Raw genomic sequence first — 19,085 nt, forward strand, 5'->3', positions numbered from 1 at the left:
CGTTAACCCTTGCGGCGGCGGCAGCGCCAATTCCAATCGCGGGCCTCGCCCGTGTCGATATGGACGGATTCCGTGTGGCAATAGGTTCCAACGCCGCCGCGTCCCGGAATAGTACGCAGATATTCGGCAAGATCCCATTTGCTGACGCCAGGCACCTGGATGTCGGCGGCCTGGCACGTGGTGTGAAGCGAGTGCTTGCGTCCACCGGCACTGGCATTGTGCTTCAGATCGCGCAAGCCGGAGGTCACCATGATCTTTCGGCCGTAATGAGTCTCAATGACCTTCAGAACCTGCAACAAATCGGGTTGGAAACAGCCCGTTTCCACCTTTTCGGTTTGCAGCATCAGCCCGTTCGGCGCGAGGCGAGCGAGGCCCGACAATGACGCCATTTCCACCGCAGGACTATCGTCGTCGTGCCCCGGTTGCGAATCATCGACAGTCGCAAACATCGACGTGGTTCGCACGCCGGGCAGGGCGGTGAACCCGAGCGCGGCAATCTGCTGCGGTTTCAGGTTGCTGGCAACGAGCGTCTTCTTTTCGGAGGTCTTGGCGAAGCGATCATTGTTGAACTGGTTCCGGTTCTTGCGCTTGGCAGCAAACAGGCCGGCAAGCGTCAGGGTTTTTTCCGCCTCATCCGATTTATCCTCGCTGTTCTGCGAATTTCCGGAATCGGAAATCATTGCCGTCGCGCTGTTGACGCCCTCCGCGGATGCGGCTTGCAGGGCTGCTGTTTGCTGTGCATCGGCGTTTCGCATGCCGTCGCCGCTAGACGGGATCGGCACGGCAACGGGGAGCGGCGTGCCGTCAGCACCAATTTCCGCGCTCGCCAACTGTTGTTGAGCGGCTGCCGCACCGTCGGCATTGCTCGCGCCTTCCAGCGGCAGGGGAATCTGGCTTGCTGCCGGCTGGCCACTGTTGAAAAGACTGTTTGTCGCGGGATTAACGCCGGTGGCTTGCGCAGCCGGCAGTGGTGCATTGCCTGTGGCTGTCGTGGCACCCTGAGCCGTCACCGCGTTCGGCGTCTGGACCGCAAAGATGCTGTTCGAGGTGGCATTCAGGCCAGTGTTTTGCATCGTCAGCGATGACGGCTGTCCATTGTTGGGCGCAGGCATCATTGCGGTGGCTTGGGTTGCGGGGTGTTGTTGGCCGTTGGCGCCAACAGCAGAAACCTGCTGATCCTGATAGGAACCGGACGCCGCTTGGGCCGCGTCAGTGGACGCGATTTCCGGCACCACATCTTCTGCTGCTGTCGCGGCTTCGGCCGTTTCCTTTGCGGCGGAAACGCAACCCGACAGCATCATTGTTGAAACGCTCAGCGCAAGTGCACAGCCAAGGCCGCGAATCGCCGCCGCTTTCTGCAAAATATGGCGCAACGTTGGATCCCCACTCAATGCGGGCCGGGCGACATTTGCCGTCATGGCCTTTCATCAGACGTGACAAACCGCACGATCAGCGTGGCCCTGTTTAAAGGATCGCCACACCTCCTCCATTGCGGTTTGACCGGTTCAACCGGGGATAACGTGCCTGCCAGCGTAACGCTGTGTGCACCTTTTATCCCCTTAACGTTTCGTTCAAACATTAGTGAACGTACCGCTATTTGTAAACCTGCGCTGACGCAGGCGATACGTGCAGCCCAGCAACCATCGGTGCTGGAAAGCAGTGGCAGATATCGCCCAGTCGCATTGTGCGGAGCTTACCAGGCGCCGGTATTGCCCATCGAGGCCCAGGGTTCCTGCGACGCAAGGCTCTCACCCTTCTGCAGAATTTCGATGGAAATGCCGTCCGGCGAGCGGACGAAGGCCATGTGGCCATCGCGTGGCGGCCGGTTGATGATGACGCCGCTGTCCATCAGATGCTGGCAGGTCGCGTAGATGTCGTCGACCTCGTAGGCCAGGTGGCCGAAATTGCGGCCGCCGGTGTAATCCTCGGTGTCCCAGTTGTAGGTGAGTTCCAGGCAGGGCGACAATTCTGCCTTGGCGTGATCGAGATCGCCGGGAGCGGCGAGGAAAATCAGGGTGAAGCGGCCCTTTTCATTCTCGTAGCGGCGGATTTCCACAAGGCCAAACAGCTTGACCCAGAAGTGAAGTGAAGCGTCCAGATCTTTGACGCGAACCATCGTGTGCAGATAACGCATTGGTATATCCTTGTTTTGCGGAAGATGGAGTATATTTAGCCGACAACCAGCCAGAGGCAAGGCTCGGCGGCTAATGTGCTTTGACGGCAAATTTCATCCGGGGGCTTGCACATGTGCGGCGGGACGATGTTATTCTGATCGTCAAGAATCAGTTAACCGTAATGATGTGACGCGTAATCGAGGGGCTGGATAGGCAATGGCGGACAGAATTTCAGCAAAGGGCGTCACGCCGGATGACGATTTTGCCAATGACGCTCTCGATCTGGTTGAAATAACCGGCGTCATCAAATGGTTCGACGTTGCCAAGGGATTCGGCTTTATCATTCCCGACAACGGCATGCAGGATGTCCTGGTTCACGTCACATGCCTGCGCCGCGACGGCTACCAGACCGTGCTTGAGGGCGCCCGCGTGGTTGCGCTCATTCAAAGGCGTGACCGCGGCTATCAGGCTTTCCGCATCCTTTCCATGGACCAGTCAACCGCGATCCATCCCTCGCAGCTGCCGCCGGTCAAGACCCACGTTCAGGTGACGCCGACCAGCGGGCTGGAGCGATGCCTGGTCAAGTGGTTCAACCGCACCAAGGGGTTCGGCTTCCTGACGCGCGGCGACGGTACAGAGGATATTTTCATCCATATGGAAACCCTGCGTCGTTTCGGGCTTACCGAACTGCGTCCCGGTCAGACCGTTCTGGTGCGTTTCGGCGATGGGGACAAGGGTCTGATGGCCGCCGAAATTCATCCTGACATACCGGCACCAGTAGGCCGGGCACACTGATGCGCACGTCTTGTCTGCGCCTCGCCGGAAGCGCCCTCGTGGCGCTTTTTTTGTGGCTTGTTCCTTTTTTCGCTGCCGCCGCTGACGTCACCTTCGAAACCGCGCCTTTGCAGATCATCTCCACTGGCGGCAAGGTGCATAAATTCACCGTCGAACTGGCAGTGGACAACGAGCAGCGATCGCAGGGCCTGATGAACCGCCGCCATATGGCGCGCGACCACGGCATGCTGTTTGATTTCGGTGTGACGCGGCAAGTGATGATGTGGATGAAGAACACCTATCTTCCGCTCGACATGCTGTTCATCGCCAAGGACGGCAGGATAGAGACGATTCGTGAGAACGCCGTACCGCTGTCGGAAGCCATCATTGATTCGCGCGTTCCGGTCGCTTTCGTTCTCGAATTGAATGCAGGCACCGTCAATCGCCTAGGTATTGCGACGGGCGATGTTGTCGATAGTCAGCGCATCTCCGATTTGAAGCCCTGACCATCCGGTCAATCCTTTGGCGCATCTGTGGAATTGTGCAATTTAGGTGTTGCAGGGGCAGGGGGAAGCGTGTATCTCCCCGCCATCGACGGGTCACGGAGTGTAGCGCAGCCTGGTAGCGCATCTGGTTTGGGACCAGAGGGTCGGGAGTTCGAATCTCTCCACTCCGACCATTGATTTTCCCAATTTGTTACATCGGTAGCGCAAGAGGCCTTTCCTTGTTCGGCTTCACGCGCCGCTTGTGAAGCGCTCGCTTTTTGCTGCGAAACGGCGCAGATGGCAAAATTGGCGGATATATCTCAGCAAGGTCATTTCGTTTTAATTCGTTCTGCGCTATGGCAATGCGCAGACACCGGCAGCGCATTGCGCCGTCGGCAGCAGTGAACCATGGTGGAGCCGCCAAAAATATGTCCGCGAAAATCTATCGACCCGCAAAAACCGCCATGCAGTCTGGCAAGGCCAAGACGAATTTGTGGGTTCTTGAGTTCGATCAGGAAACGCCGCGCACCATTGACCCGATCATGGGCTATACGAGCTCGGCCGATACGCGTCAGCAGGTCAAGTTGACATTCGAAACAGCCGAACAGGCTGTTGCCTATGCCGAGCGCAACGGCATCGAATACCGTGTCATCGCACCGAAGGAATCGACCCGTAAGAGCGTGTCCTACAGCGATAATTTCCGGTTCAGCCGCACGCAGCCTTGGACCCATTGATCCAGGACCGCCGGTTCGGGAGGGAAACCTCCTCCAAGCGGCCCCTTAGCTCAGCTGGATAGAGCACCTGCCTTCTAAGCAGGTTGTCGCAGGTTCGAGCCCTGCAGGGGTCGCCACTCATTTCAAGCGTTTGCGAGCATTGCCCATCAGGCCGCAGTTTCTGGGCAGCCAACAGGCAACGCGGCATCTGAATGACTATTGGCGGTGGCCAACGAGGCGCTGGTGGCGCTGCTTGTGGGTGGATAGAACGGGATGGCAATCCACCGATCGTTTCTAACGTCTGGCGAGCCGATGTGTCTGGGCGACGTCTGAATTGCTAGCGGAAACTTTCTATCCCTCCAGCGTCGCCAAATGGTGCTCTGCGCCAATCCCGCGCGGCGTATGACTTCGTTTTATCGATGATCGTCATGATCGCTTCCTCCTTCTTCTACAGAGATCGTGAGGGCCGTATGCGAGATCGCGCGCTGTTCGATCTCGCAATCGATAGGAAGCATCGTCACAGGTCAGGAAATTCGCACCCGCCCATGATCATCCAGAAAAACGGGGCCGCACTCCTCAGAGCAAGGTATGTTTGTCCGGAATTCGATCGGGCGGCCTCGCGCCTTCATGTCGGCCGTTCAGATCGACAGCTTCAGTTCTTAGAAGCACTCAGTCTGCTATTCGAGTTGTGGCGTCCGTGGCACGCTCTCCGAGCGAACTGATCGTAATACGCAAGCGGCGGAGATAAAAAAGCTCAAAACAATCCGGTATGTGCATCTGCTACAAATCTCCGGAGATCATCGACAGGCGTATCGGTGGCCATCTTCTTTCCCTCCAGTTCCTTTGGCATTTTCCAGCCGGGGTCGATGCCTTCCATGTTGGGCAGCTCGTGAGCAATACCCTTATGGCAGTCGATGCATGTTGCTTTTCCCGTGAGCAGGTACTGGGTATGGATGTCCGCTGCTCGTTGGGTCTGCTTCTGCAGGTCCATCGCGACGGATGAATGGCAGTTGCGGCATTCGAGGCTGTCGTTGGCCTTCATCCGCGCCCATTCGTTCTGCGCGAGCGCCAGACGGTGTTCGAGAAACTTCGACCGTGTGTTGATCGTGCCGAAAATCTTGCCCCAGACTTCCTTCGACGCCTGCATCTTGCGGGCGATCTTGTCCGTCCAATTGTGTGGCACGTGACAATCCGGACAACTCGCCCGCACGCCAGAACGGTTGGAGAAGTGGACGGTGCGCGTCAGTTCCTCATACACGTTGGTCTTCATTTCATGACAGCCCGTACAGAACTTCTCGGTATTGGTCACTTCAAGAGCGGTGTTAAACGCACCCCAGAACATGACACCGCCAATGAAGCCACCCAAGGTGAGGAACCCAAGACCGAGCGTTCCGGCGGGTGTCGTCATGATACTCAGTGCCCATTGGGCAATTTTCGTGATCCAGGCGATCATTTCTTACTCGCTTCCTGCCGGCTTGAATCCCAACTCGCTCATGTCTTTGAAGGTGTTAGGTACCAGTGGCTGTACGTCCGCCTGCGGGACGTGGCAGGCCGTGCAAAAGTAACGTCTGGGCGAAACGTCGGCGATCATCTGGCCATCCCGCGTCATATAATGCGTCACGCTGATCATCGGCGCGCCGGAGTCCTGAGTGAACTCCCGCTTGTGGCAGGTGAGGCACCGGTTCGCATTGACCGAGAGTTCGTAGCCGTCGATCGAATGGGGGATGACCGGCGGCTGGTCCGGATAGGCGCGCATCTTGCGTTTGTCGTCCGCCACCCACTTGGGCAGGACGGCGACGGCTCCGGACTCCATGGCAGGGGTCTGCCCCTGGAGTTGCGGGACGCTCTTCGTTGCAACCTGTGCAATCGCAGCCGTCGCGATAAACACGAATATCCCGGCTATGACTGCCAACCATTCGGGCCGCATCAGACGACCAGTTGAATCTTGACCGCGCATTTTTTGAAATCCGTCTGTTTGGAGATGGGATCTGTGGCGTCGAGGGTGACTTTGTTGATCAACTGGCTGGCATCGAACCAGGGGACAAAGATAACCCCCGCGGGCATCCTGTTGCGGCCCCGGATGTCGATGCGGGTGCGGATTTCTCCGCGCCTGGAAACGATGCGGACTTCCGCGCCCTGATTTATGCCACGCTTGCGCGCATCGTCGGCATTCATGAAACAGCGCGCGCCTGGAAACGCCTTGTAGAGTTCCGGTACCCGCATGGTCATCGATCCGGAATGCCAGTGTTCCAGCACGCGTCCCGTCACCAGCCAGAAATCGAAATCCTTGTCGGGGGATTCCGCAGGCGGCTCGTACGGTACGGCAAGAATGATCGCTTTGCCGTCCTTTTGACCATAAAAGTTCACGCCTTCGCCAGCTTTCACGTAAGGGTCATACCCTTCGCGGTAGCGCCACTTTGTCTCCTGTCCATTCACAACGGGCCAACGGAGCCCGCGGACCTCGTGATAGGCGTCATAGGGCGCGAGGTCATGACCATGCCCACGCCCGAATGCGGCATATTCCTCAAACAGGCCTTTCTGCACGTAGAAGCCGAACTCTTTTGCCTCGTTATTGTCGTACTCCGCATTGACCTCGCTGAGAGGAAAGCGATCAACTTCACCGTTGCGGAACAAGACATCGAAAAGCGTCTTATCTTTAAAGCCGGGGTTGGTTTCGAGAATCTCGGCTGGCCAGACATCGGCTGTCGTGAACCGCTTGGAGAATTCCATCATCTGCCAGAGGTCGGAACGGGCCTCGCCAGATGCCTGCACAAGTTGATGCCAGACATGTGTCCGCCGTTCGGCGTTGCCGTATGCCCCTTCCTTTTCCACCCACATTGCCGCGGGCAATATGAGATCCGCGCTCATCGCCGTGATTGTCGGATAGGCGTCTGAGACGACAACGAAATTTTCCGGATTGCGATAGCCCTGATAGGTCTCGTTGCTGGTGTTGGGGGCGGCCTGGACGTTATTGTTACATTGCACCCAGTAAAAGTTGAGCTTGCCGTCCTTTAGCATCCGGTCCTGCTGCACAGCGTGATATCCCGGCTTTTCGGGAATGATGCCATGAGGAATCCGCCAAATTTCCTCGGTATGTTTGCGATGCTCAGGATTGGTGACGACCATGTCGGCGGGCAGACGGTGGGCGAAAGTCCCGACTTCGCGTGCCGTGCCGCAAGCGGATGGTTGGCCAGTCAGCGAGAACGGACTGTTGCCGGGTTCAGAAATCTTGCCCGTCAGCAGATGGATATTATAGACCATCTGATTGGCCCACACGCCCCGGACGTGCTGGTTGAAACCCATGGTCCAGAGCGACATGACCTTGGTTTTCGGATCAGCGTAGAGCTCTGCCAATTGTTCGAGGAATTCCGGCTCCACGCCGGTCATCTTGGCGGCTTTCTTCAGCGTGTAATCGGCGACGAATTCCTTGAAGGCCTCGAAATCCATCGGTTCGGTCTTGCCGGGATCGGAGGAATTGGCAGCGTTCACCTCCACCGGATCGTCCGGGCGCAGCCCATAGCCGATGTCGGTTGCGCCACGGGCAAATTTGGTGTGTTGCTGGACGAACGCTTCGTTGACCCGGCCGGTCTGGATAATGTGGTTTGCAATGTAGTTCAGGATGACAAGGTCGGTCCCGGGCGTAAAGACAACCGGGATATCGGCGAGGTCCATGCTGCGGTGAGTAAACGTCGACAGAACCGCGACACGAACATGCGGGTGGCCGAGGCGGCGATCGGCGATGCGGGTCCACAGAATCGGGTGCATCTCGGCCATGTTTGAGCCCCAAAGCACGAATGCGTCTGCGTTTTCGAAGTCGTCATAGCAGCCCATCGGCTCGTCCATGCCAAACGTTCGCATGAATGCGACGGCGGCGGATGCCATACAATGGCGAGCGTTGGGATCAAGATTGTTGGAGCGGAAGCCTGCGCGCATCAGCTTTGTCGCGGCATAGCCTTCGAAAATCGTCCACTGGCCGGAGCCGAACATGCCGACCGCCGTCGGGCCCTTTTCCTTCAAAACGCGCTTGGCCTGCTGGGCCATCACGTCGAAAGCCTCGTCCCAGCTCACCGGCTCGAATTCGCCGTCCTTGGCGTAGACCCCGCCACTCTTGCGAAGCAGGGGTGTCTTCAACCGGTCCTCGCCGTACATGATCTTGGAAAGGAAATAGCCCTTGATGCAGTTCAGTCCACGGTTGACCTCCGCTTGCATGTCTCCGTGGGTGGCGACAACCTGCCCCTCCTTGACGCCGACCATCACGCCGCAGCCGGTTCCACAAAACCGGCAGGGTGCCTTCGACCATTTGATTTCCAAGGCCTCTACCCCTCCGGGCACTTGCTGTGCGGCCGCGGGGAGGGTGATGCCGGCGGTGGCAGCGGCAATGCCGGCCGCATGTGCCTTCAGAATGTGACGACGTGTCAGTCCTTCGGTCATTTGTCCACGCTCTCCATTTCGACATGCTCGAAAACCATATTTGCGGATATGACACCGTCGAGAAGCGATATCCTTGCTAGGCAATCACCCATCATTCCGGTGCTGGTCCCTTCGATCACAAGAATGATCTTTCCGCCTCCGTGCCCGTGAACCTCGACATTCTCCATTCTCGCCAGTTCGGCGATGAGTTGGTCTGTCGCCCTGGGCAAGGTGGCGATCACTGCACTGGATATGTGATAGTTTGAGGGTGCTTCAGGCATTGGCGGAGTCCCGTTCACATGACTTTGTTTCGAATGCTCCCACAGGGCAAACCTGCATGCACGCACCGCAGCCCGTGCAGAGTTCCTCGTTGATCTCAGGTAAAAATGGGCTGCCGAGGCGCGGGCGAAACCGGATGGCACTCTCAGGGCAACTCTCGCCGCAAGACTGGCAAGCGATATCCCGCCTCGCAAGGCAGGCATCGGTGACGGCAGCAATATGGGGAAATCGATGCGGCGGCTCCGCAGCGAAGACCGGTTCAGGACAGACAAGACTGCATTCACCGCAAAACGTACATTCGCCTGACGAGAAGTCGAGCGCTGGCAGGTCATCGATCAACACGATGATCCGCGTGGGACAATGTTCGACACAAAGGCCGCAGCCCGTGCACGCTTCAAGGCTGAGTGGAGATGTTCCTGGAGGACAGATTAAGTTGGTTGTCTTGGCCGATGTGCCAAACAGAAACGAACGTCGTGTAGTCGGCGCCGTTCGCATCGCCTTCAATGCCCAAGGGGGCCGGGTGGGCCGAAGATGATTTGCCATATCCAGACGGCAAATCCGTAACTCGCCACTACACCCACCGCGATGATCGGCCATATGCCGAACGCCAGAATAAAAAACGTCAGAAGTTCACGCCGCCTCGTAGGCGATTTTACTATCGCTGAACTGCTGTGGGACGGCTCCTGCATAATCAGCCCCTGTTCAATTCCTAGCTCATACTACCAACGTATCCGAGTAAATAAAGTACAATAATACTAGGAGTTTACACTCATGTTATTTTCATCGGCGCAGTCGTGAGAATCCGTCTCCAACTTCCGTTTGGGCGGTGAGACAGCAATTGAATATGGTGTTATCCGATGCGCCGATGAATGGGTGACCGCAATTGGCTTATGGTGCGAAGACAAAGGCCCCCGCTCGCTTCGGCACACCAAGGCCGTGATGGTCGCAGGGCGCCGGGCAATCTCCGCGCGATGCGAATCCCTTTGGGCACACCCGGATAGAGAAGATGGCCTAGGAAGTGTGGATCGTTATTTGAGCCATAGGATTGTTACCGCCAGCGCTATCATGGACCGATAGTTTCTCGCCGTTTTCTCGTCGTGTGTGGCGATGCGCCGAAATTGTTTGAGTTTGCAAAAGCAGCACTCGATCACACATGGCAAATCCTCCTGCCACCAGTGAATAAAAAACCTCAAATTGGAAAGACCCTTAATCTATCGGGTCTTCTAAGCAGGTTGTCACACGTTCGAGCCCTGGAGGGGGCGCCAACTCATCTAAACGCCGGGAACCTCGTCATTGGCGACCAGGCCGCCTTGGCTTTCCAGAATGGAAAGACGGCGGGCTTCCGAACGGGTGAATTTGAGCTGGACACCCAAGCCGCGTTCACCTTCCGGTATGAAGATCGCTCCGGCTTTTTCCAGGGTGGTTTGAAGTGTAGCGATCGTTTCCACTGCCGGAGTTTCCAGCTTTCGTTCGAAGCGGGCGATCGTGTCTTCGTCGATGCCGGATAGTGTTGCCAGGAGCTGGCGCGATATTTCAACAAGTGCGCGGGCGGCGCGGCACTGGGATCCTGTAATCATGATCGCCCTCCTTTTGGGTCAAGGATGATCGAAGGGTGTTCACAGGTCAACCCGCTGTCATCCGGTCCGAACTTATGAGGGCTAAAGAACAAAGACGCCGATGATCGCTGCAATCGGGACGGGAACACCGACGAGCCAGATCAGCAATTCCCGCACCATGAAATTGCGGTAACTCGATGTGTCGCGATGTGCCGGCATGGGGAGTTGGACGGGTGGATTGGTCATCATGGTCTCCAGCGTTAAAAATACAGCATCCAGATCAGGATGACGACGACGAGGGGGACCCCCATGAACCAAAGAAGACCAGCGCGCAGCATGTGAATTTCCTCCGTTGAACCGGTGCAGTAACGCGCTATCGCCGGATTCGTTCCTTTCACTGGTATGCTCGATCCAACGCCCGGGACGCGTTCTTACACCGCTTTCGTGCCGGATGGCCTCCGGAACCATGTTTTGCGTCACGCGTTGAGGCCGCATGGACCAGATTTTCGCCGACATGTTTCCTGCCACGCAAATTCCCTATCCGGTAATCGTCGCCCGTTTTTGCGGTGCGATCTTCTTCGGCGGGCTGATCGGTTTTGAGCGCGAGGCGCAGGATAAGGCCGCCGGTTTACGGACTCACATTCTCATCAGCTTGGCATCGGCTGTGTTCGCCATCATTTCAATCGAGAGCGTGCATATGCCCGGTCTTTCAGACGAGCAGGTGCGCATTGATCCGCTGCGCGTGGTCGAGGCCGTCACCGCCGGCGTGGCTTTCCTTGCTGCGGGAACGATCGTCCTTTCCCGCGGCGAGGTGCGGGGCCTGACGACGGGGGCCGGCATGTGGCTTGCCGGTGCGATTGGCCTGGCTCTTGGCTTCGGCCACTGGTTGATCGCGGCCTTTGCGCTTGCTGCCGGACTGACGGTGCTTTTTGCCGTCGGCAAGATTCTGGTCGCGGTCAAGTCGAAGCCGGCCGCCGTGGAACGGGAGAAGGCCACCGAAGGAAACGACGAACCGTGAAATGACGTTAAAAAACGGGTCGAAGGCATCGCTGCCATTCGACCCGTCCGGTAAAGGTCGGTAGGGGGAATTTCCAGGCATCCGCAGCTAGTGTTGCGGACAGGAGGTCTTACATGGGCATCATGCCTGAGTGATGCCAATTCATTTGACATAAAGCGCAGAAAATTTGACATTTTTCGGATGTCTGCACTTGCGACTTCCGATCGACCATCTGCGCATTCCGATCACACTGTGACGGTCGTGATCGTGGTGCTGCCCGAATCATCGATCATGTCGCTGGCCTCTGTGCTGGACCCGATACGCGCCGCCAACCGGGTGGCGGGTAAAACTCTGTTCGACTGGAAAATCCTGTCTCCCGATGGCGAGCCTGTTCTTCTCACCTGCGGCGTCGTCATCGCTGTGGCCGGGGCGTTTTCGGCGCGGGTACAGGGGGACTGCCTTTTGATCATCGGCGGCTTCAATCTGGAGCGCCATGCGCAAAAGCCGTTCATCGCCAGCCTTCAGGCGAGCGCGCGGCATTTTTCGGTCGTCGCCGGCATCGAATCGGGATGCTGGCTCCTGGCGCGCTGCGGGCTGATCAATGGGCGCACCGCGACGGCCCACTGGGAAGAACTGGAGGATTTCGCTCTGACTTTTCCGGATGTTTCCGTCAAGGCCGACCGGTTTGTGACCGACGGAAAATTTTGGACATCCGGCGGTGCATCGCCGACCTTCGATATGATGCTGCACCTGATCCGGCAGCAATTTGGCTCATCGGTCGCGCTCGATGTGGCGAGCATCTTTGTCTACGACGAGACACATGCTGCGACGGATGCGCAGCCGCTGGTGTCGCTTGGTCGCATGGAGGCGCGCGATCCGGACCTTGCCCGGGCAATCCGCCTGATGGAACGGACACTCGACCGGCCCTTGTCGATGTCAGCCCTTGCGCTGCGGGCCGGGCAATCACAGCGCCAGCTGGAAATGCGGTTTGCCAGGGCGCTCGGCATCAGTCCTGGAAGTTACTATCTGCGGCTGAGGCTGCAGACGGCTCACCGGCTGGTCAGCGATACGCAACTCGGTATCCGCGAAGTCGCGCTTCGCTGCGGTTTTGACAGCCTTTCGTCCTTCTCGCGCGCCTTCAAACGTCAATATGGCGGCAGCCCCATGAAATTGCGCCAAGGCCGCCGGTGATGGGACTGTAGTCTGCTTTGGCCATCCACGCGCTTGGCCGTCTTGGGAGGCTGCGCCAATTTTGGGGAATTGCTCAAACAGAAAGGGGGCGATGATCATTGCCTCTTGCTGTGCTCCTGCAGCGGCCATATCTCTCGCGTGAATGGAGAGAGCAACGACAATGAAAACACTGATAGTGGCCACCGCAATCGGCCTTTCAACCCTGATGCTTGCCGGCTGCGTCAGCGAAGGCGTTTCCTACGAAGACAACGGCTACTATTCACGCCCGCGCGATTATTCCGAGCGCTACAACCGCAATGAGCGCTGGCGCGATAGAGCCGACTATTCGGAAGACCGGGAATACCGCCGTAGCGATCGCAGAAATAATGAAGGGCGCGCGGATTGGCGCGACCGCGAGGGCCGGGGGGATGATGACCGCCGCTGCCGCAATGATCCACGCTGCGAAGTTCCGGAATATAACCCGGAACGGCCGGGCTACTACCGCCGCGGCTGACAGGCGAAAGGTTCCCGGACCGGAGTTGTCCCAGTCAAACAGGCCAACGGAAACATGAACGGCGTTACCTTACCGGTGACGCTGTTTTTCTTTCACGGGTCTATAAACGCGACATGGATCGCGTCGTCAGTGATCAAAGCTATATAGCCGGATCCTTTACCAAGAACGCCGGTGGATGGAGGGTTGGATTTCATTCGCCTGTGGGCTCATGGTCGAAATCGCGGTAGCACCAGCCCAACAGTGTCCATGCGGACTGTTCACGCCATGCGCGGCGCCCTTCGAGGCGCCGCTCGCGCAAGCCCAGAAAAAAACGCCGATTTTCTATCAGCAGCGCGCCTCGTAGCGCCGTCCATTGCGGTCACGATAGATGCAATAGCCTTGACGTTCCTGGGAACGGCCAATGAGGTTGCCCACAACGCCACCCGCCACTGCGCCGATAGCCGCGCCGCCCCAGCTATTGCTGACAGCGCCGCCGATGATGGCGCCGGAGCCTGCACCGATCGCGGTTCCCCGCTCCGTCGCCGTGCAGGACGATAGAGCAACAATGATTCCAACCGCAGCGACAAGTTTCTTCATGGCAATTCCTTTTGCTCCAAACTCACAGTTTCACCAGACGGTCTCAGCATCCATGCAATGCGTGCAATTGTCCAGTGCGGGTGCAAGCTGGGGGCGAAGCTTGGTTTTCAGTTTGGGCGAATCCTGAAGGCACCACTTATGGCGTGGGGGCGGTCGGCATGTCGTCACGGCAGCAATCGGCGGGCGCGCCGGTTATGGACCGTCGACCTAGGTTATCCGGAGGGAAAACATCCGAACACCAATACTTATGCTCTTGATAATTTTGGAAAATATGGTGAGAGCGCAGGGATTCGAACCCTGGACCTACTGATTAAAAGTCAGTTGCTCTACCGGCTGAGCTACGCTCTCCCAAGACCGGTCTGTTATGTCCGGCGGAAGTGGGCGGACATATGCACAGCGGGCTTGTTTTGGTCAACCCAAAAAAACGGGCAAAAGTGCAAAAACGATGTTTTCCAAGGAGATCGCCAAAAGGTGATTGGTTTGACACCTGCTTCGGCGCTAAGACGGCCGGGCTTATTGCAGGCTGGAGTTTTTGACTGGTGTCCATCGCTGATATTTCCATCTGGACCGCCGTTCTGGCGGGCGCGCTGTCCTTTCTGTCGCCATGCGTTCTGCCGCTGGTGCCGCCCTATCTCTGTTATATGGCGGGCATATCGGTCGACCAGTTCCGTGGCGGCGAAACGCAGGTCGCGTCCACGGGCACCCGGCGCGCGGTGTTTGGTGCGGCATTTCTGTTTACGCTCGGGTTTGCCACTGTTTTCGTGGCGCTGGGGGCCGGGGCATCCAGTATCGGCCTGCTACTGCGCCAGCATATCGACATCCTCTCGCGCATTGGCGGTATCGTCATCATCATTATGGGCCTGCATTTCCTCGGTGTGTTCCGGATCGGCATTCTCGGGCGCGAGGCGCGTTTTCAAGGCAACGGCAAGCCGGCCACGCTGTCGGGCGCCTATATCATGGGGCTTGCCTTTGCGTTCGGATGGACGCCGTGCATCGGTCCGGTGCTTGGCACCATTCTTGGCGTTGCTGCTGCGCGCGATACGGTGACCGATGGCGCCATGCTTCTGGCGGTCTATTCACTGGGGCTGGCCATTCCGTTCTGGATCGCCGCCGGGTTTTCCGGCGCCTTCATGAAGTTCCTGTCGCGCTTCCGCCGCCATCTCGGTCTGGTGGAAAAGCTGATGGGTGTGCTGCTGATTCTCGCTGGCCTTGCCTTCGTCTTCGGCTTCATCAGTTCGATGGCGATCTGGTTCCAGGAAACCTTTCCAGTCCTGATGCAAATCGGTTAAGCACGAACCTCAAACAGAGGTCGAGTGTAGAATGGCTGAAATAGCGGGTTTGGTACTGCCGTTCTTCGGCCTGATCTTCGTTGGCTATCTGACTGCGAAGCTGGCTCGCCGTCCGGCGGGCGAGGGCGCTGGCGATGCCATGGGCTGGCTCAATATCTTCATCATCTACGTGTCGCTGCCGGCATTGTTCTTCAAGCTGGTTTCAAAGACGCCGATCGAGCAGTTGACGCGCTTCGATTTCGTCTTCACCTCGATGGGTGTCACCTACACGATTTTTGCGCTTGTCTTCGGCGCAGGCTACCTCATTCGCCGCAATTCGCTGGCGGAATCAACCGTTCAAGGGCTGGCTGGAGCCTATGGCAATATCGGCTACATGGGGCCGGGGCTGACCTTGCTGGCGCTGGGTGAACCGGCTGCAGTGCCGGTTGCGCTGATCTTCTGCTTCGAAAACGTGCTGCATTTCATGGTGGCGCCGGCAATGATGGCGCTCGCTGGCGGCGACAAACGGCCAGCCGGCATGCTGACGCTGGGGATTGCGAAAAAAATCCTGCTGCACCCGTTCATTCTCTCGACAATTGCGGGCGTGATTGCAGCCTATTTTGCGTTTCAGCCGCCGCTGCCCGTTCAACGCCTGATCGATTATCTGGCGCAGGCGGCTGCACCCTGCGCGCTGTTTGCCATGGGCGTGACGCTGGCGCTGCGGCCGCTGAAACGCATCCCTGCCGAGATTGGCTATATCGTTCCCGCAAAGCTGATCCTGCACCCGGTGCTGATGTATCTGGTCATGAGCCTTGCCGGCAATTTCGAGCCGGTCTGGGTGCAGACAGCTGTGCTTCTGGCCGCGTTGCCGACGGCGACCAACGTCTTTGTCATCGGCCAGCAATACGGAGTCTGGCAGGAGCGGGCGTCGGCAACGATCCTGATCACCACCGTCCTTTCGGTGGCGACGGTGACGATGCTGCTCTATCTGATCAGTTCAGGCGCTCTTCCGGCCGATCTTTTCCCGTAACGCACCACGCAGGGATTGCAGCGCACTGCCTGGATTGATCCCCTCGCGCATCATCAGATTGCGCAGCGGCGCTACACTTGCCAAAGCCTGCAGGCCTGCAGCACGCAGCATCTGTACGGGCAGGAAGTCAGACAAGAGGGAGCGATTGAGCAGATCGACGCTGACGGTGCGGCTGAGAATGTCGGCGCGCCGTTTGCGGTCATAACGGCCGCCAAAATCGTCAGGAACAGGTGAGTATCCGAGCAGCGATAGGGCGGCCATGATGTCGCGCAGGCTGAGATTCAGTCCCTGTGCACCAATAGGCGGGAAGGCGTGGGCGGCTTCGCCGATCAGGACCGCCCGGCCCTTGCCGAAGGCGTGGGCAGTCATGCCGGAGAGCGGGAATGACTGGGCCGCACCTTCTATAACCACTTTCCCGAGCATGGATTGCATGCGCTGTTCCACCGCCAATGCCAGAGCGTCAGGCGAAAGGGCCAGCGCCGCTTCGGTGTCTTCCGGTTTCTGAACCCAGACAAGGCTGGATCGCAAACCACCGGGCAATGGAACCTGCGTAAACGGGCCGTGCGGTGTGTGGAATTCCGTCGAGATGTTCTGGTGGGGCACCTGATGGGAGAAATTGAGCACAAGCGCACTTTGCGGATAGGACCAGTTGCGCACCTCGATACCGGCGGCCGCGCGTACGCCGGATTTCCGGCCGTCGGCGCCGATCACAAGGCTGGCCGTGATGGTGCGCCCATCATCGAGCGTCAGCACGGCGCGCTCGGGTTCAAATTCGACCTGCGCCAGGCTCGCAACAAGACGCGTGAACGTCGGCCGTTTGGCTGTTTCCTGTTCCAGGAGGGTAAGGAAGGGAGCGTTGGGAATATTGTATCCGAATGCCTCTAGTCCGACTTCTGCGGCGTGAAAGGTCACTGTCGGCGCGCGCAGCAGCCGGTTTGTTGCGTCGATGATCCGCATGCTGGAAAGAGGGGCTGCCAATGGCGCAACGGCCTGCCAGAGGCCAAGTTTCCGCACGAGCTCAATTGATTGATCCATCAGCGCCGTAGTCCGTCCATCGGCTTTGCCAGCCACCGGCGCAATCAGCGCGATGCTGCGGCCGGTATCGGCAACCGCAAGCGCTGCCAGAGATCCGGCGAGCCCCGCACCGACGACTGCGATTTCAAAGTGCTCCATGGCGTCCGCTTCCCGTGCATGTATCTGTTGAGGGTTCGATCTTAACTGTCGGCGGCTGCGAAGGAAATGGGGTGAAATGGCGCAGATGCACGTCGCATCCACAGCTGATTCTTGTGCTTTTGCGGCGTTAGGTGATTTTTGCTGGCAGCCAAACGCAAACGGTGCATATTACCGCCAACACCCGCGCAACAGTGCGGGTACGGGAGCGTGGGCTAGTGAAACGGCCGGTTCAGCATGCTTCCAAGGAAAGCGCAGAGTAAGGACAGGGTGCGTCTGCCGATGAAGTTTTTTAACTACAAGCGCGTGCCCTACGCGGAAATTCGCGCATTTTCCGTTCATATTCTCACCGCATCCGGATCATTCCTCGCCTTTTTGGGCGTGGTTGCTGCAGCCGAGCACCGATTCGTCGATATGTTCTGGTGGTTGGGTCTGGCTCTTGCCGTCGATGGCATCGACGGGCCGATTGCCCGCAAGGTTCGCGTCAAGGAAGTGCTGCCGAACTGGTCCGGCGATACGCTCGACAATGTCATCGACTATGTCACCTATGTGCTTCTTCCTGCCTTTGCGCTCTATCAGAGCGGCATGATCGGTGAACCATGGTCGTTCTTTGCCGCCGGTGCCATCGTCATGTCGAGTGCGATTTATTATGCCGACATGGGTATGAAGACGGACGAGTATTTCTTCTCCGGCTTCCCGGTCGTCTGGAACATGGTGGTGTTCACGCTGTTCGTCATCGATGCCAGCGAACTGGCGGCCTCGATCGTCGTCGCCGTATCAGTTGTCCTGACCTTCATGCCGATCAGTTTCCTGCACCCGGTGCGCGTCAAGCGCCTGCGGCCGCTCAATCTGGCCGTCTTTGCTGTCTGGTCGGTGCTCAGCGGCTACGCGCTGCTTTTGCATTTCGACACTCCTGCCTGGGTCGTGGCCGGCGTCGTCGGTACCGGCATCTATCTCTATGTCATCGGTTTCGTCTTGCAGATATTTCCCCGGCTTGGACGGGGTTGAGGAGGTTTCATGGCACAGGCCATCATGGTGCGCACACTTGGCGGACCGGAAGTTCTCAAAATTGAAGGTGTAACGCTTTCTGCCCCAGGGCCGGGCGAAGTGCAGATCCGCCAGGTCGCGGTCGGCGTGAATTTCATTGACGTCTATTTTCGTACAGGCCTCTACAAGTCGGCCGAAGGACTTCCCTTCATTCCGGGTAAAGAGGGCGCGGGCATTGTCACGGCGGTCGGCGATAATGTCAGCAGCTTTTCGGTTGGTGACCGGGTAGCCTACGCATCCTCCGATGGAGCCTATGCGAGCGAGCGCAATATCGAGATTTCGCAGCTGGTGAAGGTGCCTGATGGCATCACGCTGGAAACGGCGGCGGCAATGATGCTGAAGGGCATGACGGCGCAGTACCTGCTCAATCAGACCTTCAAGGTCGGGCCGGAAACCACGCTTCTGTTTCACGCGGCCGCGGGCGGTGTCGGCCTGATCGCTGGCCAATGGGCCAAGGCGCTCGGTGCGACGGTCATCGGAACTGCGGGTTCGCAGGACAAGATCGATCTGGCGCTGGCTCATGGATACGACCATGTCATCAACTACCGCACCGACAATTTTGTCAGCGCGGTCAAGGAGATCACCGGCGGCAAGGGTGTCGACGTGGTTTATGATTCTGTCGGCAAGGATACCTATCCGGCCTCGCTCGATTGCATCAAGCCGCGCGGCCTCTGGGTGAGTTTTGGCAATTCTTCAGGCCCGGTGGAGGGCGTCAATATCGGCATCCTGGCGCAAAAGGGCTCGCTGTTTGCAACACGGCCGACCCTGTTCAGCTATGTTTCCACACGGGCGGCGCTGGAGGCATGTGCAAACTCCTTGTTTGATGTTGTGCAAAGCAGCAAAGTGCGTATCAATATCAACCAGACGTATGCGCTTGCCGATGCAAGTCAGGCGCATGCAGATCTGGAAGCAAGAAAAACGAGCGGAACAACATTGCTGATTCCCTGAGACAAGCCGGAGAGGCAGCCAGGGCAGCAGAGAA

General features: G+C 58.1%; 22 protein-coding genes, 3 tRNA genes and 1 pseudogene. 12 read left to right on the forward strand and 14 right to left on the reverse strand.

What is annotated here, in order from left to right:
* Positions 1-2 precede the first annotated feature (2 nt).
* Both ACSQ3J_RS20230 and ACSQ3J_RS20235 read right to left on the reverse strand, forming a co-directional pair.
* Positions 3-1,418 (reverse strand): D-Ala-D-Ala carboxypeptidase family metallohydrolase, encoded by a 1,416-nt coding sequence (locus ACSQ3J_RS20230; RefSeq protein ID WP_436039989.1) that lies wholly within the window; start codon positions 1,416-1,418, stop codon positions 3-5.
* Positions 1,419-1,693: 275 nt separating this feature from the next.
* The gene (locus ACSQ3J_RS20235) at positions 1,694-2,134 is read right to left on the reverse strand and encodes a VOC family protein (RefSeq protein ID WP_436039990.1); all 441 of its coding nucleotides are present in this window, start codon (positions 2,132-2,134) and stop codon (positions 1,694-1,696) included.
* Positions 2,135-2,330: 196 nt separating this feature from the next.
* On the opposite strand from ACSQ3J_RS20235, the gene ACSQ3J_RS20240 reads away from it, so the two are divergent.
* The 5 genes from ACSQ3J_RS20240 to ACSQ3J_RS20260 all read left to right on the forward strand — a co-directional run bounded on the left by ACSQ3J_RS20240 (position 2,331) and on the right by ACSQ3J_RS20260 (position 4,223).
* Entirely contained in the window at positions 2,331-2,909 is a 579-nt protein-coding gene (locus ACSQ3J_RS20240) for a cold-shock protein (RefSeq protein ID WP_060505271.1), read from the forward strand.
* The gene (locus ACSQ3J_RS20245) at positions 2,909-3,394 is read left to right on the forward strand and encodes a DUF192 domain-containing protein (protein WP_436039991.1); all 486 of its coding nucleotides are present in this window, start codon (positions 2,909-2,911) and stop codon (positions 3,392-3,394) included. The genes ACSQ3J_RS20240 and ACSQ3J_RS20245 overlap by 1 nt, the downstream gene beginning before the upstream one ends.
* 96 nt (positions 3,395-3,490) lie before the next feature.
* Positions 3,491-3,567, forward strand: a tRNA-Pro gene (locus ACSQ3J_RS20250).
* Between the two features lie 234 nt (positions 3,568-3,801).
* Complete coding sequence (locus ACSQ3J_RS20255; protein ID WP_436039992.1) at positions 3,802-4,107, forward strand: ETC complex I subunit; 306 nt, start codon at positions 3,802-3,804, stop codon at positions 4,105-4,107.
* Between the two features lie 39 nt (positions 4,108-4,146).
* A tRNA-Arg gene (locus ACSQ3J_RS20260) sits at positions 4,147-4,223 on the forward strand.
* A 617-nt stretch (positions 4,224-4,840) separates the two neighbouring features.
* Here ACSQ3J_RS20260 and ACSQ3J_RS20265 read toward each other — a convergent pair.
* The 9 genes and pseudogenes from ACSQ3J_RS20265 to ACSQ3J_RS20305 all read right to left on the reverse strand — a co-directional run bounded on the left by ACSQ3J_RS20265 (position 4,841) and on the right by ACSQ3J_RS20305 (position 10,577).
* Entirely contained in the window at positions 4,841-5,539 is a 699-nt protein-coding gene (locus ACSQ3J_RS20265) for a NapC/NirT family cytochrome c (protein ID WP_436039994.1), read from the reverse strand.
* Positions 5,540-5,542: 3 nt separating this feature from the next.
* Positions 5,543-6,043 (reverse strand): nitrate reductase cytochrome c-type subunit, encoded by a 501-nt coding sequence (locus ACSQ3J_RS20270; RefSeq protein ID WP_436039996.1) that lies wholly within the window; start codon positions 6,041-6,043, stop codon positions 5,543-5,545.
* A complete protein-coding gene (gene napA, locus ACSQ3J_RS20275; RefSeq protein ID WP_060505352.1) occupies positions 6,013-8,517 on the reverse strand; it encodes a periplasmic nitrate reductase subunit alpha in 2,505 nt (834 codons plus the stop codon). The genes ACSQ3J_RS20270 and napA overlap by 31 nt, the downstream gene beginning before the upstream one ends.
* Positions 8,514-8,777 carry a chaperone NapD gene (locus ACSQ3J_RS20280; protein ID WP_060505353.1) on the reverse strand — a complete coding sequence of 88 codons (264 nt, stop codon included), beginning with the start codon at positions 8,775-8,777 and terminating at the stop codon, positions 8,514-8,516. Before ACSQ3J_RS20280 ends, napA begins: the two co-directional genes overlap by 4 nt.
* A complete protein-coding gene (locus ACSQ3J_RS20285; RefSeq protein WP_082512243.1) occupies positions 8,770-9,270 on the reverse strand; it encodes a ferredoxin-type protein NapF in 501 nt (166 codons plus the stop codon). Before ACSQ3J_RS20285 ends, ACSQ3J_RS20280 begins: the two co-directional genes overlap by 8 nt.
* A gap of 5 nt (positions 9,271-9,275) precedes the next feature.
* Complete coding sequence (gene napE / locus ACSQ3J_RS20290) at positions 9,276-9,464, reverse strand: periplasmic nitrate reductase, NapE protein (protein ID WP_082512222.1); 189 nt, start codon at positions 9,462-9,464, stop codon at positions 9,276-9,278.
* A gap of 339 nt (positions 9,465-9,803) precedes the next feature.
* Positions 9,804-9,926 (reverse strand): annotated as a pseudogene (locus tag ACSQ3J_RS20295) (IS5/IS1182 family transposase); the annotation flags it as partial.
* Positions 9,927-10,046: 120 nt separating this feature from the next.
* Positions 10,047-10,352: a helix-turn-helix domain-containing protein gene (locus ACSQ3J_RS20300; RefSeq protein WP_436039999.1), complete on the reverse strand. Its 306-nt coding sequence runs from the start codon at positions 10,350-10,352 to the stop codon at positions 10,047-10,049.
* An 81-nt stretch (positions 10,353-10,433) separates the two neighbouring features.
* Positions 10,434-10,577: a hypothetical protein gene (locus ACSQ3J_RS20305; RefSeq protein WP_156393875.1), complete on the reverse strand. Its 144-nt coding sequence runs from the start codon at positions 10,575-10,577 to the stop codon at positions 10,434-10,436.
* A gap of 247 nt (positions 10,578-10,824) precedes the next feature.
* Here ACSQ3J_RS20305 and ACSQ3J_RS20310 point away from each other — a divergent pair, with 247 nt between their 5' ends.
* The 3 genes from ACSQ3J_RS20310 to ACSQ3J_RS20320 all read left to right on the forward strand — a co-directional run bounded on the left by ACSQ3J_RS20310 (position 10,825) and on the right by ACSQ3J_RS20320 (position 13,012).
* Entirely contained in the window at positions 10,825-11,349 is a 525-nt protein-coding gene (locus tag ACSQ3J_RS20310) for an MgtC/SapB family protein (RefSeq protein WP_082512224.1), read from the forward strand.
* 180 nt (positions 11,350-11,529) lie between these two features.
* Entirely contained in the window at positions 11,530-12,519 is a 990-nt protein-coding gene (locus tag ACSQ3J_RS20315) for a GlxA family transcriptional regulator (RefSeq protein ID WP_060505355.1), read from the forward strand.
* A gap of 160 nt (positions 12,520-12,679) precedes the next feature.
* Positions 12,680-13,012 carry a hypothetical protein gene (locus ACSQ3J_RS20320; protein ID WP_060505356.1) on the forward strand — a complete coding sequence of 111 codons (333 nt, stop codon included), beginning with the start codon at positions 12,680-12,682 and terminating at the stop codon, positions 13,010-13,012.
* 324 nt (positions 13,013-13,336) lie between these two features.
* Here ACSQ3J_RS20320 and ACSQ3J_RS20325 read toward each other — a convergent pair whose 3' ends face one another.
* Positions 13,337-13,588 carry a YMGG-like glycine zipper-containing protein gene (locus ACSQ3J_RS20325; RefSeq protein WP_060505357.1) on the reverse strand — a complete coding sequence of 84 codons (252 nt, stop codon included), beginning with the start codon at positions 13,586-13,588 and terminating at the stop codon, positions 13,337-13,339.
* Between the two features lie 272 nt (positions 13,589-13,860).
* Positions 13,861-13,936: transfer RNA gene (locus tag ACSQ3J_RS20330), tRNA-Lys, on the reverse strand.
* A gap of 191 nt (positions 13,937-14,127) precedes the next feature.
* On the opposite strand from ACSQ3J_RS20330, the gene ACSQ3J_RS20335 reads away from it, so the two are divergent.
* Positions 14,128-14,877: a cytochrome c biogenesis CcdA family protein gene (locus tag ACSQ3J_RS20335; protein ID WP_060505358.1), complete on the forward strand. Its 750-nt coding sequence runs from the start codon at positions 14,128-14,130 to the stop codon at positions 14,875-14,877.
* 31 nt (positions 14,878-14,908) lie between these two features.
* Positions 14,909-15,886 carry an AEC family transporter gene (locus tag ACSQ3J_RS20340; RefSeq protein WP_060505359.1) on the forward strand — a complete coding sequence of 326 codons (978 nt, stop codon included), beginning with the start codon at positions 14,909-14,911 and terminating at the stop codon, positions 15,884-15,886.
* Here ACSQ3J_RS20340 and ACSQ3J_RS20345 read toward each other — a convergent pair.
* Positions 15,854-17,059 (reverse strand): UbiH/UbiF family hydroxylase, encoded by a 1,206-nt coding sequence (locus ACSQ3J_RS20345; RefSeq protein WP_060505360.1) that lies wholly within the window; start codon positions 17,057-17,059, stop codon positions 15,854-15,856. The genes ACSQ3J_RS20340 and ACSQ3J_RS20345 overlap by 33 nt on opposite strands.
* 279 nt (positions 17,060-17,338) lie before the next feature.
* Here ACSQ3J_RS20345 and pcsA point away from each other — a divergent pair, with 279 nt between their 5' ends.
* Complete coding sequence (gene pcsA / locus ACSQ3J_RS20350; protein ID WP_060505361.1) at positions 17,339-18,064, forward strand: phosphatidylcholine synthase; 726 nt, start codon at positions 17,339-17,341, stop codon at positions 18,062-18,064.
* A gap of 9 nt (positions 18,065-18,073) precedes the next feature.
* Positions 18,074-19,051: a quinone oxidoreductase family protein gene (locus ACSQ3J_RS20355; protein WP_060505362.1), complete on the forward strand. Its 978-nt coding sequence runs from the start codon at positions 18,074-18,076 to the stop codon at positions 19,049-19,051.
* Positions 19,052-19,085 lie beyond the last annotated feature (34 nt).

Origin of the sequence: Rhizobium sp. LjRoot98 (assembly GCF_964252935.1) — a bacterium.
GTDB lineage: Bacteria > Pseudomonadota > Alphaproteobacteria > Rhizobiales > Rhizobiaceae > Pararhizobium.